This window comes from Pedobacter xixiisoli, from assembly GCF_900215335.1.
GTDB lineage: Bacteria > Bacteroidota > Bacteroidia > Sphingobacteriales > Sphingobacteriaceae > Pedobacter > Pedobacter xixiisoli.
In genome coordinates this window covers 225,867-243,520 of record NZ_OCMT01000005.1, presented here as the reverse complement: position 1 = coordinate 243,520, position 17,654 = coordinate 225,867, and the positions used below count along the sequence as shown (strand labels likewise).

At 37.1% G+C, this 17,654-nt stretch carries 16 protein-coding genes; 3 read left to right on the top strand and 13 right to left on the bottom strand.

The features are described 5' to 3' along the window. Positions 1-67 precede the first annotated feature (67 nt). Entirely contained in the window at positions 68-1,219 is a 1,152-nt protein-coding gene (locus CRO54_RS20665; protein WP_097134009.1) for a FecR family protein, read from the bottom strand. A gap of 210 nt (positions 1,220-1,429) precedes the next feature. Here CRO54_RS20665 and CRO54_RS20660 point away from each other — a divergent pair, with 210 nt between their 5' ends. Continuing rightward, the gene (locus CRO54_RS20660; RefSeq protein WP_097134008.1) at positions 1,430-2,023 is read left to right on the top strand and encodes an RNA polymerase sigma factor; all 594 of its coding nucleotides are present in this window, start codon (positions 1,430-1,432) and stop codon (positions 2,021-2,023) included. 11 nt (positions 2,024-2,034) lie between these two features. Here the strand turns inward: CRO54_RS20660 and CRO54_RS20655 are convergent, their stop codons facing one another. From CRO54_RS20655 to CRO54_RS20600, 12 genes are all read right to left on the bottom strand, one after another. Then, complete coding sequence (locus CRO54_RS20655; protein ID WP_097134007.1) at positions 2,035-3,489, bottom strand: M28 family peptidase; 1,455 nt, start codon at positions 3,487-3,489, stop codon at positions 2,035-2,037. Between the two features lie 198 nt (positions 3,490-3,687). Continuing rightward, positions 3,688-4,566 carry a DUF4349 domain-containing protein gene (locus CRO54_RS20650; protein ID WP_097134006.1) on the bottom strand — a complete coding sequence of 293 codons (879 nt, stop codon included), beginning with the start codon at positions 4,564-4,566 and terminating at the stop codon, positions 3,688-3,690. Between the two features lie 278 nt (positions 4,567-4,844). Then, the gene (locus CRO54_RS20645; protein WP_097134005.1) at positions 4,845-5,063 is read right to left on the bottom strand and encodes a hypothetical protein; all 219 of its coding nucleotides are present in this window, start codon (positions 5,061-5,063) and stop codon (positions 4,845-4,847) included. A 64-nt stretch (positions 5,064-5,127) separates the two neighbouring features. Continuing rightward, positions 5,128-5,901 carry a 5'-nucleotidase, lipoprotein e(P4) family gene (locus tag CRO54_RS20640; protein WP_097134004.1) on the bottom strand — a complete coding sequence of 258 codons (774 nt, stop codon included), beginning with the start codon at positions 5,899-5,901 and terminating at the stop codon, positions 5,128-5,130. A 282-nt stretch (positions 5,902-6,183) separates the two neighbouring features. Then, positions 6,184-7,068: an ATP synthase F1 subunit gamma gene (atpG, locus tag CRO54_RS20635; protein WP_097134003.1), complete on the bottom strand. Its 885-nt coding sequence runs from the start codon at positions 7,066-7,068 to the stop codon at positions 6,184-6,186. 93 nt (positions 7,069-7,161) lie between these two features. Further along, positions 7,162-8,736 carry a F0F1 ATP synthase subunit alpha gene (gene atpA / locus CRO54_RS20630; RefSeq protein ID WP_097134002.1) on the bottom strand — a complete coding sequence of 525 codons (1,575 nt, stop codon included), beginning with the start codon at positions 8,734-8,736 and terminating at the stop codon, positions 7,162-7,164. Positions 8,737-8,960: 224 nt separating this feature from the next. Continuing rightward, positions 8,961-9,497 (bottom strand): ATP synthase F1 subunit delta, encoded by a 537-nt coding sequence (gene atpH / locus CRO54_RS20625; RefSeq protein WP_097134001.1) that lies wholly within the window; start codon positions 9,495-9,497, stop codon positions 8,961-8,963. Between the two features lie 72 nt (positions 9,498-9,569). Beyond that, on the bottom strand, positions 9,570-10,064 hold the full coding sequence (locus tag CRO54_RS20620; protein WP_097134000.1) for a F0F1 ATP synthase subunit B: 495 nt from the start codon (positions 10,062-10,064) through the stop codon (positions 9,570-9,572). A 95-nt stretch (positions 10,065-10,159) separates the two neighbouring features. Further along, entirely contained in the window at positions 10,160-10,366 is a 207-nt protein-coding gene (gene atpE / locus CRO54_RS20615; protein ID WP_010601523.1) for an ATP synthase F0 subunit C, read from the bottom strand. Positions 10,367-10,407: 41 nt separating this feature from the next. Further along, positions 10,408-11,586, bottom strand: a complete 1,179-nt coding sequence (gene atpB, locus CRO54_RS20610) for a F0F1 ATP synthase subunit A (RefSeq protein WP_097133999.1) — start codon at positions 11,584-11,586, stop codon at positions 10,408-10,410. 17 nt (positions 11,587-11,603) lie between these two features. Beyond that, the gene (locus CRO54_RS20605; RefSeq protein ID WP_240775174.1) at positions 11,604-11,984 is read right to left on the bottom strand and encodes a hypothetical protein; all 381 of its coding nucleotides are present in this window, start codon (positions 11,982-11,984) and stop codon (positions 11,604-11,606) included. Between the two features lie 48 nt (positions 11,985-12,032). Further along, entirely contained in the window at positions 12,033-12,248 is a 216-nt protein-coding gene (locus CRO54_RS20600; RefSeq protein WP_097133998.1) for an AtpZ/AtpI family protein, read from the bottom strand. A 104-nt stretch (positions 12,249-12,352) separates the two neighbouring features. Here CRO54_RS20600 and porW point away from each other — a divergent pair, with 104 nt between their 5' ends. Together porW and CRO54_RS20590 are read left to right on the top strand one after the other, a co-directional pair. Beyond that, positions 12,353-15,364 (top strand): type IX secretion system periplasmic lipoprotein PorW/SprE, encoded by a 3,012-nt coding sequence (gene porW / locus CRO54_RS20595; protein ID WP_138765870.1) that lies wholly within the window; start codon positions 12,353-12,355, stop codon positions 15,362-15,364. Next, on the top strand, positions 15,354-17,600 hold the full coding sequence (locus CRO54_RS20590) for a penicillin-binding protein 1A (protein WP_097133996.1): 2,247 nt from the start codon (positions 15,354-15,356) through the stop codon (positions 17,598-17,600). The genes porW and CRO54_RS20590 overlap by 11 nt, the downstream gene beginning before the upstream one ends. Positions 17,601-17,654: the final 54 nt, after the last annotated feature.

The following is a 17,654-nucleotide window of genomic DNA, read 5'->3' as shown; positions in this document are numbered from 1 at the left end:
TGACATAATCCCTGGATACGGTGCGAACGTCTCCAGGGTTTTTATTTTCAGGCTATCATTAGTAGAGCTAGTCCATAACGATTACCCTCCTTTCTTCAGACGAAACGCCCTCTTCTATTTTAAATTTAACGAGCCCAGTAAGCTCCAATCCTTTTAGTAATTCTTCTAAATTTTTCGATTTATCGTAAATACCTCCAAATAATTTACCTTCTATCCCATCTTCGTAAACCACTCTTACCTTATACCACCTCGCTATTTGATTCATCACTTCTACGATAGAATTCTCTTTGAAAAGAAAATATCCGTTTTTCCATGAAAGAGCTTGCAATGTATTTGCCTTTTGTAGAATGATATTGCTTGAATTTCCTTCCGTCACTGCCTGATAACCGGGCTTCAACAATTTTTGATTGCCTAGATAGGCTAACTGAACAGAACCTTCTAATAACACGGTACGAACTGGCCCGTCTTCCGCATAAGAAGAAACATTAAAGTGAGTTCCTAAAACACGCACCTCTGTGTTTCTTACTTTTACTTTGAACGGCATCCTTTCGTTTTTAGCCACTTCAAAATAAGCCTCACCGGTTAACTCAACTAACCGTTCATCTCCACTAAAGTGAGATGGATAGCTAAGTGAAGAAGCGGCGTTCAACCAAACTTTAGTACCATCGGCTAAGGTTAGTTTATAAGTAGCACCTTTAGGAATAGAGATTTTATTTAGTGACTTGTTATTTCCTATTAATTGACCAGAAGTATGGTAAGATAGTTCTCCATTCTTCACCTTCCTAATTTCTAATCCATCATCTTCCGACAATACTCCACTCTTTATCTCATCTAGTGGAACCATAGTGCCGTCAGCCAAGGTAAGTACCGTTACCGTTGTATCTATTTTTTTAGCGACAGGTTTATTAACTCGATTAGCTAGCTTAGGTTTTTCAATTGATATTTCTTTATTTTGCTTAAGGGTTAAAAACACACCTATAGATACAATTACAACGGCGGCGGCGACGTATCTGTACCATAATTTAAAGCTGCGTTTTGTATCTATTTCTTTTTCTATACGATTGCTTATTCTAGTTTTAAGTGCGAAATCTTCTGTTGTTTCTTGAGCGTCAATCAACTGAAAACTGTCTTCATAATCAAATAATTGCTTTACTTCTTCTGTATTGCATTTACCGTCTATATATTTTTGATATAGCTTAATATATTCCTCTGAAGTCATTTATAAATTGGTATTTATCTTTATAGAGGTATAAATAGAATCTCAACACACATAAAAAGAATATTTTTTTTTTCTGCAGCCACAAGTTCACTTTTAGTTTACAGCTACTTAACATCACATGAATAATTTTGCAGAAACAACAGGTTTATTTGATTATCGTCTACAAATAATTACTTTTATCATATCAAACCTGATATAATACCTTGGAGAATGTCCGAATACCAAACAAGTGATGAAGCTTTATGGATAGCGACTCAAAATAATGACTATAAAGCATTTCATACTTTATTCAATCGTTATTGGAAGAAGCTACATTCTACTGTTTTACACTATATTAACGACCCTGAAACGGCGGAACATATAGTGCAAGATGTATTTGTGGTATTATGGAAAAGAAGAGAGCATCTAAAAATAGAGAAATTCGCCAATTATATTCATGTAACGGCTAGATACCACGTTTTTAAGGAATTAAAAGCAAAAAAGAAATCTTTGGTAAGCTACGTAGACGACTATCAAGCTTATGAAGGAGGAACTACAACCAATTTGGGTGAGCTTAAACTAAATTACAAAGATTTCGAAAATCAAGTGGGTAGTTTTCTATCTCCTCTCCCTAAAAGATGTAGAGAGATTTTTTGGCTGAGCAGGATAGAAAATCTTTCTAATGATGAAATTGCTGAGAAGTTCGGGATATCTAAACGGTCTGTAGAAAATCAAATTACCACTGCTTTAAAGCATATCAGGAACTCAAACCTGAATATTACTTCAGCAGCTTTTACATTTGCACTACTGACAAGCCTCATATAAAAATAGGGAGACTAATCTCCCCATTTCCATTCGCCAGCTATTTTTAGCGGTTCTTTTAATTTCTGACTTTCTAAAAATGCTTTCAAATCAGCATCTGAAAACCTGTTCACAGGAATTTTTGCGGTATTTGCCAAAGCATAAGTAAGCATAGCAGAATAACGTACCGTGTTTTTCATTCCTTGCGCATCTACCAAGTGAAAACCATCGCCATCTGAGTGATAAAACGGTCCAGAATTGTTCGGTAGTTTTCCTCCTGCACCACCACCAGTTGGCACGCCTTCTAGCATAAATGGTTGATGGTCGCTATGTAAACCTGCCCCTGCGTGAAATAAGTTTTTAAAACCTGTATCAATCTTCACTACTTCTGCTCCCCAGCTTTTAAATAGCGGTTCCATTTCTTTTCTAGTAGTCGAAAATCCTTTTGGATCGTTGGTCATATCGTAATTCAACATGAAACGAACTTGGTTTAAAGTTTTATCTTTTGATCCTTGTGCCACATAAGCCTTAGAGCCTAATAGACCTTGCTCCTCGCCCATAAACATCACAAATTCTACCGTGCGTTTGGTTTGCAATTTCAATTTCTTGAAGGTTCTAGCCATATCGATAATTGAGAAAGAACCGATGCCATTATCAATAGCGCCAGTAGCCAAATCCCAACTATCTAGGTGACCGCCTACTACAATTTTTTCGTTAGGGAATTCGGTTCCTTTTAAAGTAGCAATTACATTTCTGGCTTTAATCATTCCCGAGAAATTGGTCATCTCTATTTGCGCAAATTGAGGTGCAGTTTTAAGTTTTGCTTTCAACGCCATACCATCTTCTAAACCAATGCAAACCGCCGGAATTGGAATTAATTTACCAGTCACCGAAGCCGTACCTGTAAGTAAAACGCCGTTTTCCACTTTGTTAATGATAACCACACCAATGGCTCCATATTTAGTTGCGATGGATGTTTTTTCTGAGCGATGTAAAGATGCAGTACCAGCTGGTGAACCAGGCAATACTCCTATATAAATCAAGGCAATCTTCCCTTTCACTTTATCTTTCAATGGTTGATAATCGGCTTCTAAGCCATTGCCAACATCTATAAGCTCGCCAGTTACATTTGCCTTAACCGGAGAATGGGCCAAAGTCACTGCTTTAACTGCTGATAAATTACCTTTATCTCCACCAACTTTAACCGTCAATGTTTTTCTATCCCAGCTTTCTACTTCAAATGGTTGATATTTCACGTCAAAACCGTAAGACTTGAAGAGATTGTATGCAAGTTCCTCTGCTTTTGCACCATTAGCAGAACCCGTTAAACGATGCCCGATTTTCTCCGTAGCATTTTTTAAGTTCTGATAAGCCTCCGAATTACTTTGAACTTCGGTGTTAATCTGTTTGAATGCGTTAGAAAAATTGTCTTGGGCTTTGGCATTAAACATTAAAGCAGCAAGACCAGTAAAAAGGATGATTTTCTTCATGTAATCGTTATAGTTTAGCTAGATTGAAGTTAGCATTTTAACCGCGTAAACATATTTTATCATTTAAATTTTACATTCATTTTGCTCGTAAATAGGTCGTCATTTCGACTGGAGTAAAACGAAATGGAGAAATCTTTGAACTTAAATCCAAAGATTTCTCGACTTCACTACGTTTCGCTCGAAATGACGAGCACCTGCCTAATTACTTGGAGGAGGCAAAAAAGTCTTGCTAGCTTGTTTCCTTGTGTAATACCTAATCACAAAGAAGGCAATCACACCAGCTACAACAAACAGCCACAACTGAGACAAGAACAAAATAAACTCTTTGAAATACATCCAACCATCAACCAAGTTCAAACCCAGTCTTCTAAAGAAATCTGGTTTATAATCGTAGATATTATCATTAGCTACAATCATTGTTTTAATGGTATTTGGTTGATAAAAGCTCAAAGTGATAGTGCTATATCTTACTTGTTTATCTATACTCAAATTCTCGATTTTCTTTTCTATATAATCATCTTTGATATCTAATGAGCTTTCTACATTAGCGCCTTTTTTTGTTGCTATTTTATTGATTTGCTCTACAGCCTCTTTTCTATTTTCGACCTTTAGCTTATTCGATAAATAGGACAAGCTTTTATCTTCCATCTTTAACGATTGGTTATCAACAAAAACTGCAATACCAGCAATTTGATTGGTAAAATCATCCAATTTCTCAGAAGGAACTCTAGCGACTAAATAGCCTTCTGTCCTGTAAGAAGTGATTTCCTTAAGTGAATCTGCACTGAATCGGACCTTTTCTGTATTTTGAATAGAGCTGTTTACAGAAAATTCCATCACCAAGCCTCCTTGTTTTTTAATGACGTTACTCAAATCTTCTTTGGTTCGTTGCACATCTTTAACCCTAAACCGCATATCTGCAGTTTTAGTCATTTTTTCGACTAGCTCTCCGTTTGCAATTGATTCGGCAGCAATGGTATCTGCGGCAGCGTAATCAGCTGTTTCAGCTTTATGTTCGGAACTACACCCTGCAAATACAATTGCAGCCATAGCGATAATGGCAAAATGTCTTTTCATCTTGTTAAAGTTTTAAGTAATACTCATCCTTTTAACAAAATTGTCTTAAGCATGCTAATTCCTTAAGGAAGACAATTTGTATAGAGGTTTTATGCTTAATGCTAAAAACTGATTAAGGTAACCCATTTCAGTTTTCACTTGCTAGTTTCTCATTTTTGGCAATAACGAAAAAATCCCCTCTGGACCAACCATAAGGGGATTTTTTATTTATCTAAATATTTTTTTGAAGCTAAGCCATCAAGATTGATACACTTGCTTTTTCAATTCAAATTTGAATATTACGACTTACTTGAACCTAAAATTCTAAAAACACCTTTGCAACAAATTACTGTTCCAACAGCCAAAATTGCCCAAGATAAAAGTGATAACCAAAGTGCATCAAAAGCGAAACGTAAGAAAGTACCTACCACGCAGATTACTACACCAACTAAAATTGTCATATAGATAGATGGCTGATTTGCCGTATCAATGCTGTTTTCTCTTTCTTTAGCATCCATGATTTATTCGTTTTAATTTTGTTTAGCGCAAAAATAACATTTCTTCTATAAAAAGCACGATAAATTAATAACTTTTAAGCTTTTGCAAACGTTGTTTAGCTTTCTCTTGTTCGGTAAACTTTCCTTCTTTGTAGAGCAATTTTTCCCAATCGCCATACATTGGGTTAGGCAACACAATAAATTTTGTTCCGAACAAGTGTTGATTGGCATCTACTTGCTCTTTAGTGTCTTTTCCTTCACGATAAAAAACGTTAGAAAAATCGCTTAAATTATCTCCACAAAGCAGTAATACATTGTACTTAGCTAGTATTTTATCCCTACGTTCCTGCTTATCAGAAGTGGTACTTTTGGTAAGCACATGCGCCTCATCTACGTAAGGAAATCCCAATTTCTTCAAGTTTTCAATGGTACCTTTTCTATCTGCCTCATCACGATTAGTAACATAAAAAGTTTCTACATTCTTGCTCTCTGCAAATTTTAAGAATGACAAAGCTCCTGGTACAGTATCAGCCATGGCTTTTGCGGTCCAAGCGGCCCAATCTGCGGGCACATAACTCACACCATGCTGAATTTCATATCCTTGAAAACGAGAATTGTCTATGATCGTTTCATCAGCATCCACAATAATGCAGTTAGGTTTACCATTTTGATTTTCCCACAAAGCCTCTTTTAAAGACAGCCTAGCAAAGTTGTACGCTTGAAAAGCCAAAGCTCTATACTCGCCACTATGTTGCTGCCACAACACCGCATTTGTCCAATCTCTTTCCGGCCCTGCTTTTTGAGCCGAAGCAATTACTGGAAAAGCCAACAGAGCAATTATTAAAAGTTTAAATCTCATATTTCAATAGTATGATGCAAAGATAAAAAACATAATCATTTTGGATTTACCGATTGAAATTTAAACTAAACATTCTTACTTCTTGTAGATATGCAACTCCAAAGAATTCTCGGCTGCGCTCGAAATGACGAAGAAACGAAGGCAGATTCAAGTTCCAATAAAAAACCCTCACCGAAAAACGATGAGGGTTAGTATTTTTTTATTATCCTTCGACAACTTGTCCCGAGTATTCGGGAAGCTCAGGAAGACAAAGCGCAATGAACTATTGAACAAATGAACTAATTATCCATTCAATGCAGCTGCACCACTTACAATCTCAGTTAACTCAGTTGTAATAGCCGCCTGACGTGCTTGGTTATAAGACAATTTCAATGCTTTCAATAAATCTCCAGCATTTTCAGTTGCTTTATCCATTGATGTCATACGAGCACCATGTTCAGAAGCATGAGAATCTAACACCGCTTTGTACAACTGAATTTTGATTGATTTAGGAATCAACTGAGAAACAATCTCTTCTTGATTTGGCTCCAAAATATAATCAACATTAGCAGCACCTTTAACTTCAACTACCGCATCTGCTTTAGGCAAAGGTAATAACTGCTCTGTAGTAATAATTTGTACGGCAGCATTTTTAAACTGATTGTACACCAACTCCACCTTATCAAACTCACCTTTTTCGAAACCAGCCATAATAGCATCGGTAATTTTAGTTACGTTTTCGAAAGTAAGCGCTTGGTAAACATCATTGTTATTACCAATAACTTTGTAACTACGTTTCTCGTAAAAATCTTGTGTCTTTTTACCAATAGAAACGATACTTACATTACCATTTTTAAGCTGCTCGCTATATTTTTCGGCAATTAAATTATTTGTGGCCTTAATCACGTTCATGTTAAAAGCACCAGCTAATCCTCTGTTCGAAGATACAGTAACGATCAACACTTTATTAGGCACTCTCTCGTCAGTAAACGGAGAGGTGGAACCTTCTAAACTTGCCGAAAGATTTCCTAAAATCTCTTTCAACTTGGTTGCGTAAGGACGTAATTGAATGATTGCATTAGTAGCACGCTTCAACTTCGCTGCCGATACCATTTTCATTGCTTTGGTAATCTGCTGAGTTGACTGCACAGAGGCAATACGATTTCTTACTTCTTTTAAATTGGCCATTTGTTATTCAGTGAGTATCAAGATTTGAGTATCAAGTATCAAGATTTAGATCATGTCTAGTCTCGATACTTGATACTTACTACTCGATACTTATTAGTATTTACTTGAAATTTCTTTTGCTACAGTTTCCAACACACCTGTAATCGTGTCATCAAATTTACCAGCTTTTAACGCTGCTAAAGTTTCTGGATGACGCAATTCTAATGCTTGCAAATAATCAGCTTCAAATTCTCTAACCTTGTTTACAGGTACGCTACGCATTAAGTTTTTAGTACCAGCGTAAACCATAGCAACTTGATTTTCTACTTTAAACGGAGTAAACTGCGCTTGTTTCAAAAACTCAACGTTACGAGCACCTTTATCTAATACAGATTTTGTAGCCGCATCTAAATCAGAACCGAATTTAGAGAAAGCCTCTAGCTCACGGTATTGTGCTTGGTCTAACTTTAAAGTACCAGCAACTTTCTTCATTGATTTAATTTGTGCGTTACCACCTACACGAGATACCGAGATACCTACGTTAATAGCCGGACGGATACCAGAGTTAAACAAGTTAGACTCTAAGAAAATCTGACCATCAGTAATCGAAATTACGTTAGTAGGGATATATGCAGAAACGTCACCAGCTTGAGTTTCGATAATTGGCAATGCAGTTAACGAACCACCACCTTTAACGATACCTTTGATAGACTCAGGCAAATCGTTCATGTTTCTAGCGATATCATCGTTAGCGTTGATTTTCGCAGCTCTTTCTAACAAACGACTGTGTAAATAGAACACGTCACCTGGATAAGCCTCACGACCTGGAGGACGTTTCAATAATAATGAAACCTCACGGTAAGCCACAGCTTGTTTAGACAAATCATCATAAACAATTAATGCCGGACGACCTGTGTCACGGAAGAACTCACCAATAGCAGCACCAGCAAATGGAGCATAGAACTGCAAAGGAGCAGGCTCAGCAGCAGATGCAGCAACAACAACAGTATAAGCCATTGCACCGTTTTCTTCTAAAGTACGTACAACGTTTGCTACTGTACTTGCTTTTTGACCACAAGCTACATAGATACAGAAAACTGGCTGACCAGCTTCATAAAATTCTTTTTGGTTGATGATCGTATCGATACAAACCGCAGTTTTACCAATTTGACGGTCACCAATAACCAACTCACGTTGACCACGACCAATTGGAATCATTGCATCGATAGCTTTGATACCAGTTTGTAATGGTTCGTTTACCGGCTGACGATAGATTACCCCTGGAGCTTTACGCTCTAAAGGCATTTCGTAAGTTGCACCAGCGATAGGTCCTTTACCATCAATTGGCTCGCCTAATGTGTTTACCACACGACCAAGCATGCCTTCGCCAACTTTAATCGAAGCAATTTTTTTAGTACGTTTAATCGTATCACCTTCTTTGATTTCGTCAGATGGGCCTAATAATACCACACCCACGTTATCTTCTTCAAGGTTTAATACAATTCCTTGCAAACCGTTTGCAAACTCAACAAGCTCACCACTTTGAACTTTAGTTAAGCCGTAAACACGAGCAATACCATCGCCCACTTGCAATACAGTACCAACTTCTTCAAGTTCAGCTTCTGATTTGAAGCCGGCCAATTGCTGTCTGATAATTGCCGAAACTTCGTCTGGTCTTACCTCTACCATAATTTTATGTTATTTTGATATCTTTTTGTAAATGTAATCTCTTACTCTTTTGTTATTTCAGTCCCGCTTTACACTTCAATCTGTTTTACTCCTTCGACAAGCTCAGGATGACAAACAGGATTTTCGCTTCAATCGGGTTTATATTACTTATTGCTATAGTTCTTCTTAAAGTTCCAGTACCCCTCAAAATTCATATCTTGATACTCGATACTCAAATCTAGATACTAATTAGCAAATTCCTTTTTCAACTTTGTTAAGCCACTTGCAATGCTGGCATCAAATTGCTTATCACCAACTTTCAAGATAAAACCACCAATTAAAGCAGGATTTACTTTCTCTTTCAGTACAACTTCACTAGCATTTAATTCCTTTTTAACTAAGGCAACCACTTCTGCTTTGTTAGCTTCGGTTAGTTCGCTTGCCGAAGTTACTTCTGCAGTAACAATACCTTTAATAGCATTGTATTGCGCAATAAATTGCTCCGATGTATCATATAAGATAGAACTACGACCTTTGCTTACTACCAGTTTAAAGAAACTAGCGGTAATGGCGTGTACTTTACCTCCAAAAATCCCTTGCAAAATACCTTGCTTTTTATCCAAAGGCACAATTGGGTTTTTAAGGATAGCTTCTAACTCAGAATGATCGTCTACTACCTTCTCAAAAAACACCATATCATTTTTCACTTCTTCTACTGCGTTTTGCTCTTTAGAAAGATCTAACAATGATTTTGCGTACCTAGCTCCTGCTTTACTTGACATATCTTTGTGTTACGAGTTAACAGTTGCCAGTTGCGGGTACTCATAACCCATAACTCGCAACCCATAACTATTTTAGTTTAATTCAACGTCTTTTAACAAATTGTTAACCAACTCTTGTTGCTTAGCTTTATCGTCTAATTGCGTACGTAAAACACGTTCAGCAATATCTAAAGACAAAGCAGAAACCTGACCTTTTAATTCAGCCAAAGCAGCTTTCTTTTGGTTTTCGATTTCGATACGAGCTTTTTCAATCAATTTAGCTCCTTCAGCTTGCGCTTGAGTTTTAGCTTCGTTAACGATACCATCTTTTAAAGCCTTCGCTTCTTTCAAGATTTGATCGCGTTCTTCACGAGCTTGTTTCATCAACTCTTCGTTCTGAGAACTTAAACGAGCCATTTCTTGTCTAGCCAATTCAGCTTTGTTTAAAGCCTCATCAATGCTTTGCTCACGATCGTGGATACCTTTCATAATTGGTTTCCAAGCGAACTTGCCCAATAAAAACACTAATACTAAAAACGCAATAGTATTCCAAACTAACAGACCAACTTCAGGAATTAATAAATCCATCTTATATAATTAATATCTTTTAATGTTAAACTTTCTTTAAATAAGCACCTTAACGGCAACCCCGAAAAGGTGCTTATCTTAAAACTCTTCTTTGATTATTTTGCGATCAAAGAAACTACTACTGCGAATAACGCAACAGCCTCGATGAAGGCAGCAGCGATAAGCATAGCAGTTTGAATTTTTGAAGCGGCTTCTGGTTGACGAGCGATAGATTCCATTGCAGATCCACCGATTTTACCGATACCTAATCCAGCGCCAATTGCAGCTAAGCCTGCGCCGATTGCAGCTAATGTTCCAGTCATTTTTCTGATTTATTTATTATTGTTTAACAATTATGTTCTAATTAATGGTGCTCCTCTACCGCCATACCAATAAACAAGGCCGATAGAATAGTGAATATAAATGCTTGAATAAACGCTACCAAAAACTCAATTAGACCAATGAACACTGCAAAGAAGATCGAAGCAGGCGCAACCGCGTAAGAGTTAAAGATAAAGATCAAGCACAATAGTGACATTACCAAGATGTGACCCGCTGTAATGTTTGCGAACAAACGAATAGCTAGAGCGATAGGTTTAGTAAACATACCGAAAATCTCCACAGGAATCATCAATGGTTTTAACCACCAAGGCACTGGAGGGTTTAAAATGTGTCCCCAGTAATATTTATTTGCTTTAAAAGTAGTAATCAAGAAAGTAGCAGCTGCCAAAACAACAGTTAAAGCAATGTTACCAGTTACGTTAGCACCTCCCGGAAAGAAAGGAACCAAACCTAACATATTGTTTAACCAGATAAAGAAAAACACAGATAACAAATAAGGCATGAAAGCAGCATATTTATGACCTAGGTTTGGTCTAGCAATATCGTCACGAACAAATAGAATGATTGGCTCTAAGAAAGACTGAACACCTTTTGGCGCTTTCCCAGCTCTCTTCTTATAACCAGCAGCAACAGTAGTAAATACAATTACCAAAATGATAATCGACAACAACATACTGAATACGTTTTTAGTAATTGAAAAATCTAAAGGACGAACGTTAGTTACCGTTTCCTCACCTTTTTCGTTAGTTACATGCGAAACGTAAGAACCGTGCGCATCTGCAGTTGCGTTAGCGTAATAGATTTTATTATGAGCAATAGCAAAACGTTGTCCGTTTTTCTCTACCACAACTTTACCAGCATCATCAAACTGGAAAGCAGAAGAGCTGAAAGTAACCAAACCGTTGTCAGTCCATAAAATAATTGGCAAGTGTAAAGTTACACCGTGATCACCATGACCAAACAAAGTGAAGAAATGACTATCGCTAATGTGATGAAAAATAAATGATGTAATATCAAATCCTTTTTCTTCTTTTCCATGCTCTTCGCCATGTGTTACCGGAGCAACAACTTCATGACCAGCCGCTGCTACGCTATCTGTTTGCGCAAAAGCACCAGTCGTAAATCCTAAAAACGCAGAAAAAAGCGCAAAAACAACAATTAGCCTTCTAACTTTTGACACAAAAACTCGGTTATAATCCATTTACTCGCAGATTTTTACTATTTATTTTGGTGGCGCAAGTTACGTAACAAACCTAATATTTCAAAGAGGGTAAACAATAAATATAAAGAAAAAAAATTCAGGGCAAATGCCATATCCCCTTTAGTCTGTTTCAAGCTGTAAATCAGCACAAAAGACATAGCGAATAACATCTTAATAATTATCGCCCCCAAAATAGCAAAAACCCCAATCTCTGGTTTTTTCTGGATACCAAAATAGGCCAACAAATAAGCGATTAACGTTAGACCGCACAAAAAGCCAAAAATCAACCAAAACTGAGCAGCAATTGCCTGAGGAAAAAAATACCTTAGGAGCATAGCAAGACCTGCCAGCAAAACTGAATACAGCAAATAAGCGGGAATAAATTTTCTTAAAACCACAATGTTTAAATTTTATGCAAAGGTAATCAATACATATAAACCCGGTGATTACTTCTCCTTATTTAGGGAACGAATCACCTGATAAAGTGAAGCAGCTACGCCCACAATACCAAAAACAGCAGTAAATAGAGAATTATCGATATGTTGGTGCTCATCTAGCTTGTAACCTACAAACACGAAGACTCCAATAGTAGCCAACATTTGAAATGCGATGCCACTATATTTAATATAATTAGGCGTAGGTTTATTCTTAGGGTCAATCATTATACCTAATAGTTTTAGTAAATTGCAATCAAATATTAAGAATATATGAGCGAATAAAATATTTTTGCATATATATTGTTATAGTATAAATAATTTAAAATTCATTGAACACCTACAGAAAACATCTAACCAGCGCCACTCTATGCAGCCTGTTGCTTGCATTAATTTTAGGCTGCTCTTCTCAAAAAGACACTGCTGTAAACAGAAAGCTGCAAAATCTGTCTGCAAGATATAACCTAATTTATAATTCTAATGTTTTATTGGATGAATATTTAGAGGGTGTGAATCAAAGCAGGAAAGATAATTTCGACAATTTTCTACCACTTTACCATGCGCCTGCAATTGCTGACGCTGCCACCACAGCTGGAACGAAGATCAAGGAACTAGACGAAGTAGACCAAAAGGCCAGAACTATAATTGCTGAAAAAAACGTAAGTAATTATATAGATGACGCCTACATCCTTTTAGGTAAAACCAACTTTTTTCAAGGAAAATATTATAACGCACAAGCTTATTTCGACTACGTGGCAAGCGCTTACCAAAAAAATCACAAAGTCTATTTAAATGCGCTAAACTGGAAAGCTCGAAGTTTCATAGAATTAGATGATTTAGAAAATGCTGAAAAAGTTCTAGATACAGTAATCATGGAATTGGATTCTGTAAAACGACAAAAATCAGAGCCTTTAGCGACTTTGGCACAAATTAATATCCTTCAAGAAAATGACAAGCTAGCCATCGAGTATTTAGAGAAGGCATTAAAAGCTGGCCCTACATCTTTAAATAAACTAAGATGGACCTACACTCTGGCCCAGCTCTATGAAAGTGAAAAGGAATACGAAAAAAGTTTAGCGGCTTATCGAAAAATAGAAAAAAGCAATGCTGCTTTTGATATGTATTTTAATGCCAAATTGAGTAGAATCAGAATAACCGAAAATTTAAATGGCAAGGAATTCGATAGAAAATTAGCACTCAACAAATTGCTAAAAGATGATAAAAATGCGGACTTCAAAGACCAGATTTATTACGAAATAGCCGAGGACTATTATGCTGGAAACGATTACGGAAAGGCAGAAGAATTTTACAACTTGTCTGTAAAAAACAGTACTGTAAACAATACTCAAAAAGCCTTGTCATATCTAAAAATTGCTGACTTAAATTTTAAGCACTATAGTGATTATGTAACTGCAAAACTTTACTATGATAGCACTGCCTTGACCCTTCCTAAAACAAACCCGCTGTACAATTCTATTGTCAATAAAGCGCAAAACTTGGCTTATCTTCAAGAAAGATACGAGACGATTAATTTGCAAGATACGTTACAGAAAATAGCACTTCTGTCATCCACTGATAGACCAATTGCTTTAAACAACTATTTTGCTGCGCTAGAAAGTAAAACAGTTACCAACACTAATGCAAGCACTGATGCAGGCACTACTGGCCGAGCAAATGTGAATTACCAATCTCAAACCGGTAGTAGTTTCTATTTCGCTAATTCAAATGCCATTAGCAGAGGTTTTAATGAATTCAAAAGACGCTGGGGTAATAGAAAATTAGCTCCAAACTGGCGACAAAGCACGAAATCGCAACAAAATCAGCCAGACATGACCAGTCCAACAGATGCCGGACCTGGAGCTTTGCCTTCTAACCCAGATGAAGTTGCGGCTACTGCCCCGAAAGCCTCTAATAAAGCTACAGCTTATCTAGATTCGATTCCATTAACTCCTGCACAGCTAGAAGCATCAAACCAAAAAATTATTGGTGCATATTTAGACATGGGTAGTTTTTATCAACAAGTGTTAAATGATAAGCCAGAGGCGATAAAGACGTATCAAACCTTATTAAAAAGATTTCCTAACAACGGAAAACTAGATATGGTTTATTACAGCTTATACTTAGCTTATCGTGGCACAGATAACACCAAAGCTAACGAGTATAAAAACCTGGTATTAAGCAATTTTCCGAATTCTGTTTTTGCAAAAACTATTTTAGACCCTAATTTCTCTGCAAAGCAAAATGAGCTAGAAGCTACTTTAAACAGAGAATACGAAAGCATATTTAATAAATTACAGGATAAAGATTTCAAATCCGTAATTGCTGATGCGACAAGCATTGGTCAGCGTTTCCCTGGACACAACATGGAACCTCAATACGATTACCTGAAAGCTATTGCTGTTGGTAGAACGCAAAATGTAGATTACCTAATAACTGCTTTTAAAGAAATTACTGAAAAACACAAAACCGACCGATTAATTAAGCCCTTGGTAGACCAACATTTGTTATATATCAATGCTCACTTAGCGGAATTTAAAAAGAGAAAAATTGCTCTAATCAGTTACGACCCTAACGAGCTTCCATTTGCAGAAAACAAAACTGGAATAAGACTGAACGAGCCAATAATTGCTAACGTTATTGACCCAACAGGCAAGAAAAAATTTACGCAACCAGCTCCACCACCGGTTAAACAACCTGTTGTAGAAAAGCCTGTTGAAAAACCAATTGAAAAGCCTATCGTTAAAAAACCTGAAGAGAAACCTGTTGTTAAAGAAATCAAGAAAGACACCGTAATTGCTAAAACACCAACAGTTGAGCCTAAAAAAGATACTGTTGTTACACCTCCTATCATTGCAAAAAAGGATTCGGTTATCATTCCTCCTATTGTCAAGAAAGACACAATTGCTAATCCGATAGTTATCAGCAAACCTATAGATACAGTAGCTAAGCCAATCGCCAAACCTGAACCTGTAAAAGAGACCTTGTTTAATCCGGCTTCGTCTAGCAATTATTACTATGTAGTTGCCGTTAATGACGCCTCTTTAAGCGTAAGTACTTCTCGTTTTGGTATCGGACAGTTTAACAGAGCAACTTATGCCGGCACAAACCTCCGCCACCAGCTTAAAGAACTAGACCAAGACCAGCTGATACTAGTTGGAGATTTTGGAAGCGTGTCTGATGTGAAGGAGTACCAGCAAAATATAAAATCACAATTAGGCAGAATTATCAAAATACCTGCCGCTAATTATACTACTTTTGCAATAAGCAAAGAGAACCTCGAAAAAATCACTAACCGTGACACTTTAGAGAGGTATATTAGATATATCAGCAACAATGAACTATAGAAATAAAAACACCAATTCACTACCTTCAGAACTGATTAAAAAATATAACTGGCGCATTTGGAAAGTACTTATTGCGGGCATTATCGCTTTTGCCATATTCATTGTCATGATCAGTTTTGGCATTTTCGGAGAAATACCTTCGTTTAGAGCCATAGAGCATCCTAAAAGTAACGAGGCCACAGAAGTAATTTCTGAAGAAGGTAAGGTGTTGGGTACCTACTTCGTAAAAAATAGATCAAACGTTAACTATAGCGAGATTTCGCCTAACGTAATCAACGCTTTAATCGCTACCGAGGATATACGTTTCCGTTCTCACTCCGGTATAGATTTTAGGCGTACTTTTACTATTTTCCTTTATGCTCTAATTGGCAAGAAACAAGGTGGAAGTACCATTACACAACAACTGGCGTTAAATTTATTTTCTGAGGAAGGAAGAGCAAAGAATTTTTCTAAACGAATTATCCAGAAATTTCAGGAATGGGTTATTGCCATCAAATTAGAACGCAATTATACCAAGGAAGAAATCATCACGATGTATTTAAATACAGTTGATTTTGGAAATAATGCCTATGGAATCAAATCTGCCGCTAGAGTATATTTTAACACTACGCCAGAAAAATTAACGGTACCACAAGCAGCAGTACTTATTGGCCTACAAAAGGGTATCACTCGTTACTCGCCTACCAAAAATCCAGAACGTTCTTTAGACAGAAGAAATACCGTTATGGCTTTGATGGTTAAGGAAGGATATATTACTGAAGACCAGTTTGCAGGAGAGAGAGAAAAACCTTTAAACTTACATTTCAATGCTGCTACAAATAATGATGGTATTGCACCTTACTTTAGAGCTGTATTAAAAACAGAGGTTAAGAAGATTTTAGAAGAACGCTCAATCAACAAAGCAGACGGTACTCCTTACGACCTAGATAGAGATGGATTGAAGATTTATTCGACGATCAATTATGACATGCAGGTTTACGCCGAAGAAGCGCAGAAAGAATACATGAAAACACTGCAGGCGCAATTCACCAAAAGCTGGAAAGGACGAAATCCTTTTAGAGGGATGGAAAAATTGATTGACCAAGGTATAAAAAGATCAGACAGATATAAGGCATTAAAATCGGAAGGCAAATCGGATGACGAAATTACTACCGACTTTAACACTCCTGCGAGGTTAACCATTTTTACTTGGAAAGGAAACATCGACACCTTGATGAAACCTATTGATTCAGTTAAATATTACAAATTGCTATTGCGTAATGCGATGATGGCCATGGATCCGAAGACTGGAAATATCAAAGCTTGGGTAGGTGGAATTAATTTCGAGCATTTCAAGTACGATCAGGTTAAAATGGGTAAAAGACAGGTTGGCTCTACAGCTAAACCTTTCACCTATGCTGTTGCTATAGAAAATGGATATTCGCCTTGCTACGAGGTTTTGAACGAACCGGTAACTATTTCTAGTCCTGGTAGCCCAGATTGGACACCAAGAAATTCTGGCACACCACTTCCTGGAAAAATAACTTTACAAAAAGGCTTAGCTTATTCTCAAAACTATATTGTTGCCTACTTGATGAAACAGGTTGGACCTACAGCAGTAATGAATGAGATCAAGAAAATGGGTATTACCAGCGAGGTGCCTGCTGTACCTTCTATTAGCTTGGGCACTTTTGATGCTTCCGTGTACGATATGGTAGGTGCTTATGGTGTTTTCGCCAACAAAGGTGCGTGGACACAACCTAACTTCATTACTAAAATAGAAGATAAAAACGGAGTGGTACTTTATGAAAGTAGACCGATTATCAAAGTAGCCATGAATGAGGAAGTAGCTTATGTGATGACTCGAATGTTGCGGGGTGTTGTTACAGGGGGAACAGGATCTCGTTTAAGTTACAAATACAAAGTTAATGGCCCAATTGGCGGTAAAACAGGTACCACGCAAAACAACTCCGATGGTTGGTTTATGGCAATTAGCCCAGATTTGGTTGCTGGCGTTTGGACAGGCTGCGAAGACCGTGCCTTCCACTTTACAAGCACACGAGATGGCGAAGGTGCTAATTCGGCGCTACCAATATATGCGGGTTTCATGAAGAGAGTTTATGCCAATCCCAACTTAAAAATGAGCAAGAACGACTTTGAAGCTCCTACTGGCGGTGTGAATATTGTGTATGATTGCAATCAATATCAGCCACAAGAAGAGACCACTTCAGAACTTGATAAGAAATTAGGATTTTAATTCTCCAAATCATTATTAATTAGACCTCGTAAGTTTCGAAAACTTACGAGGTCT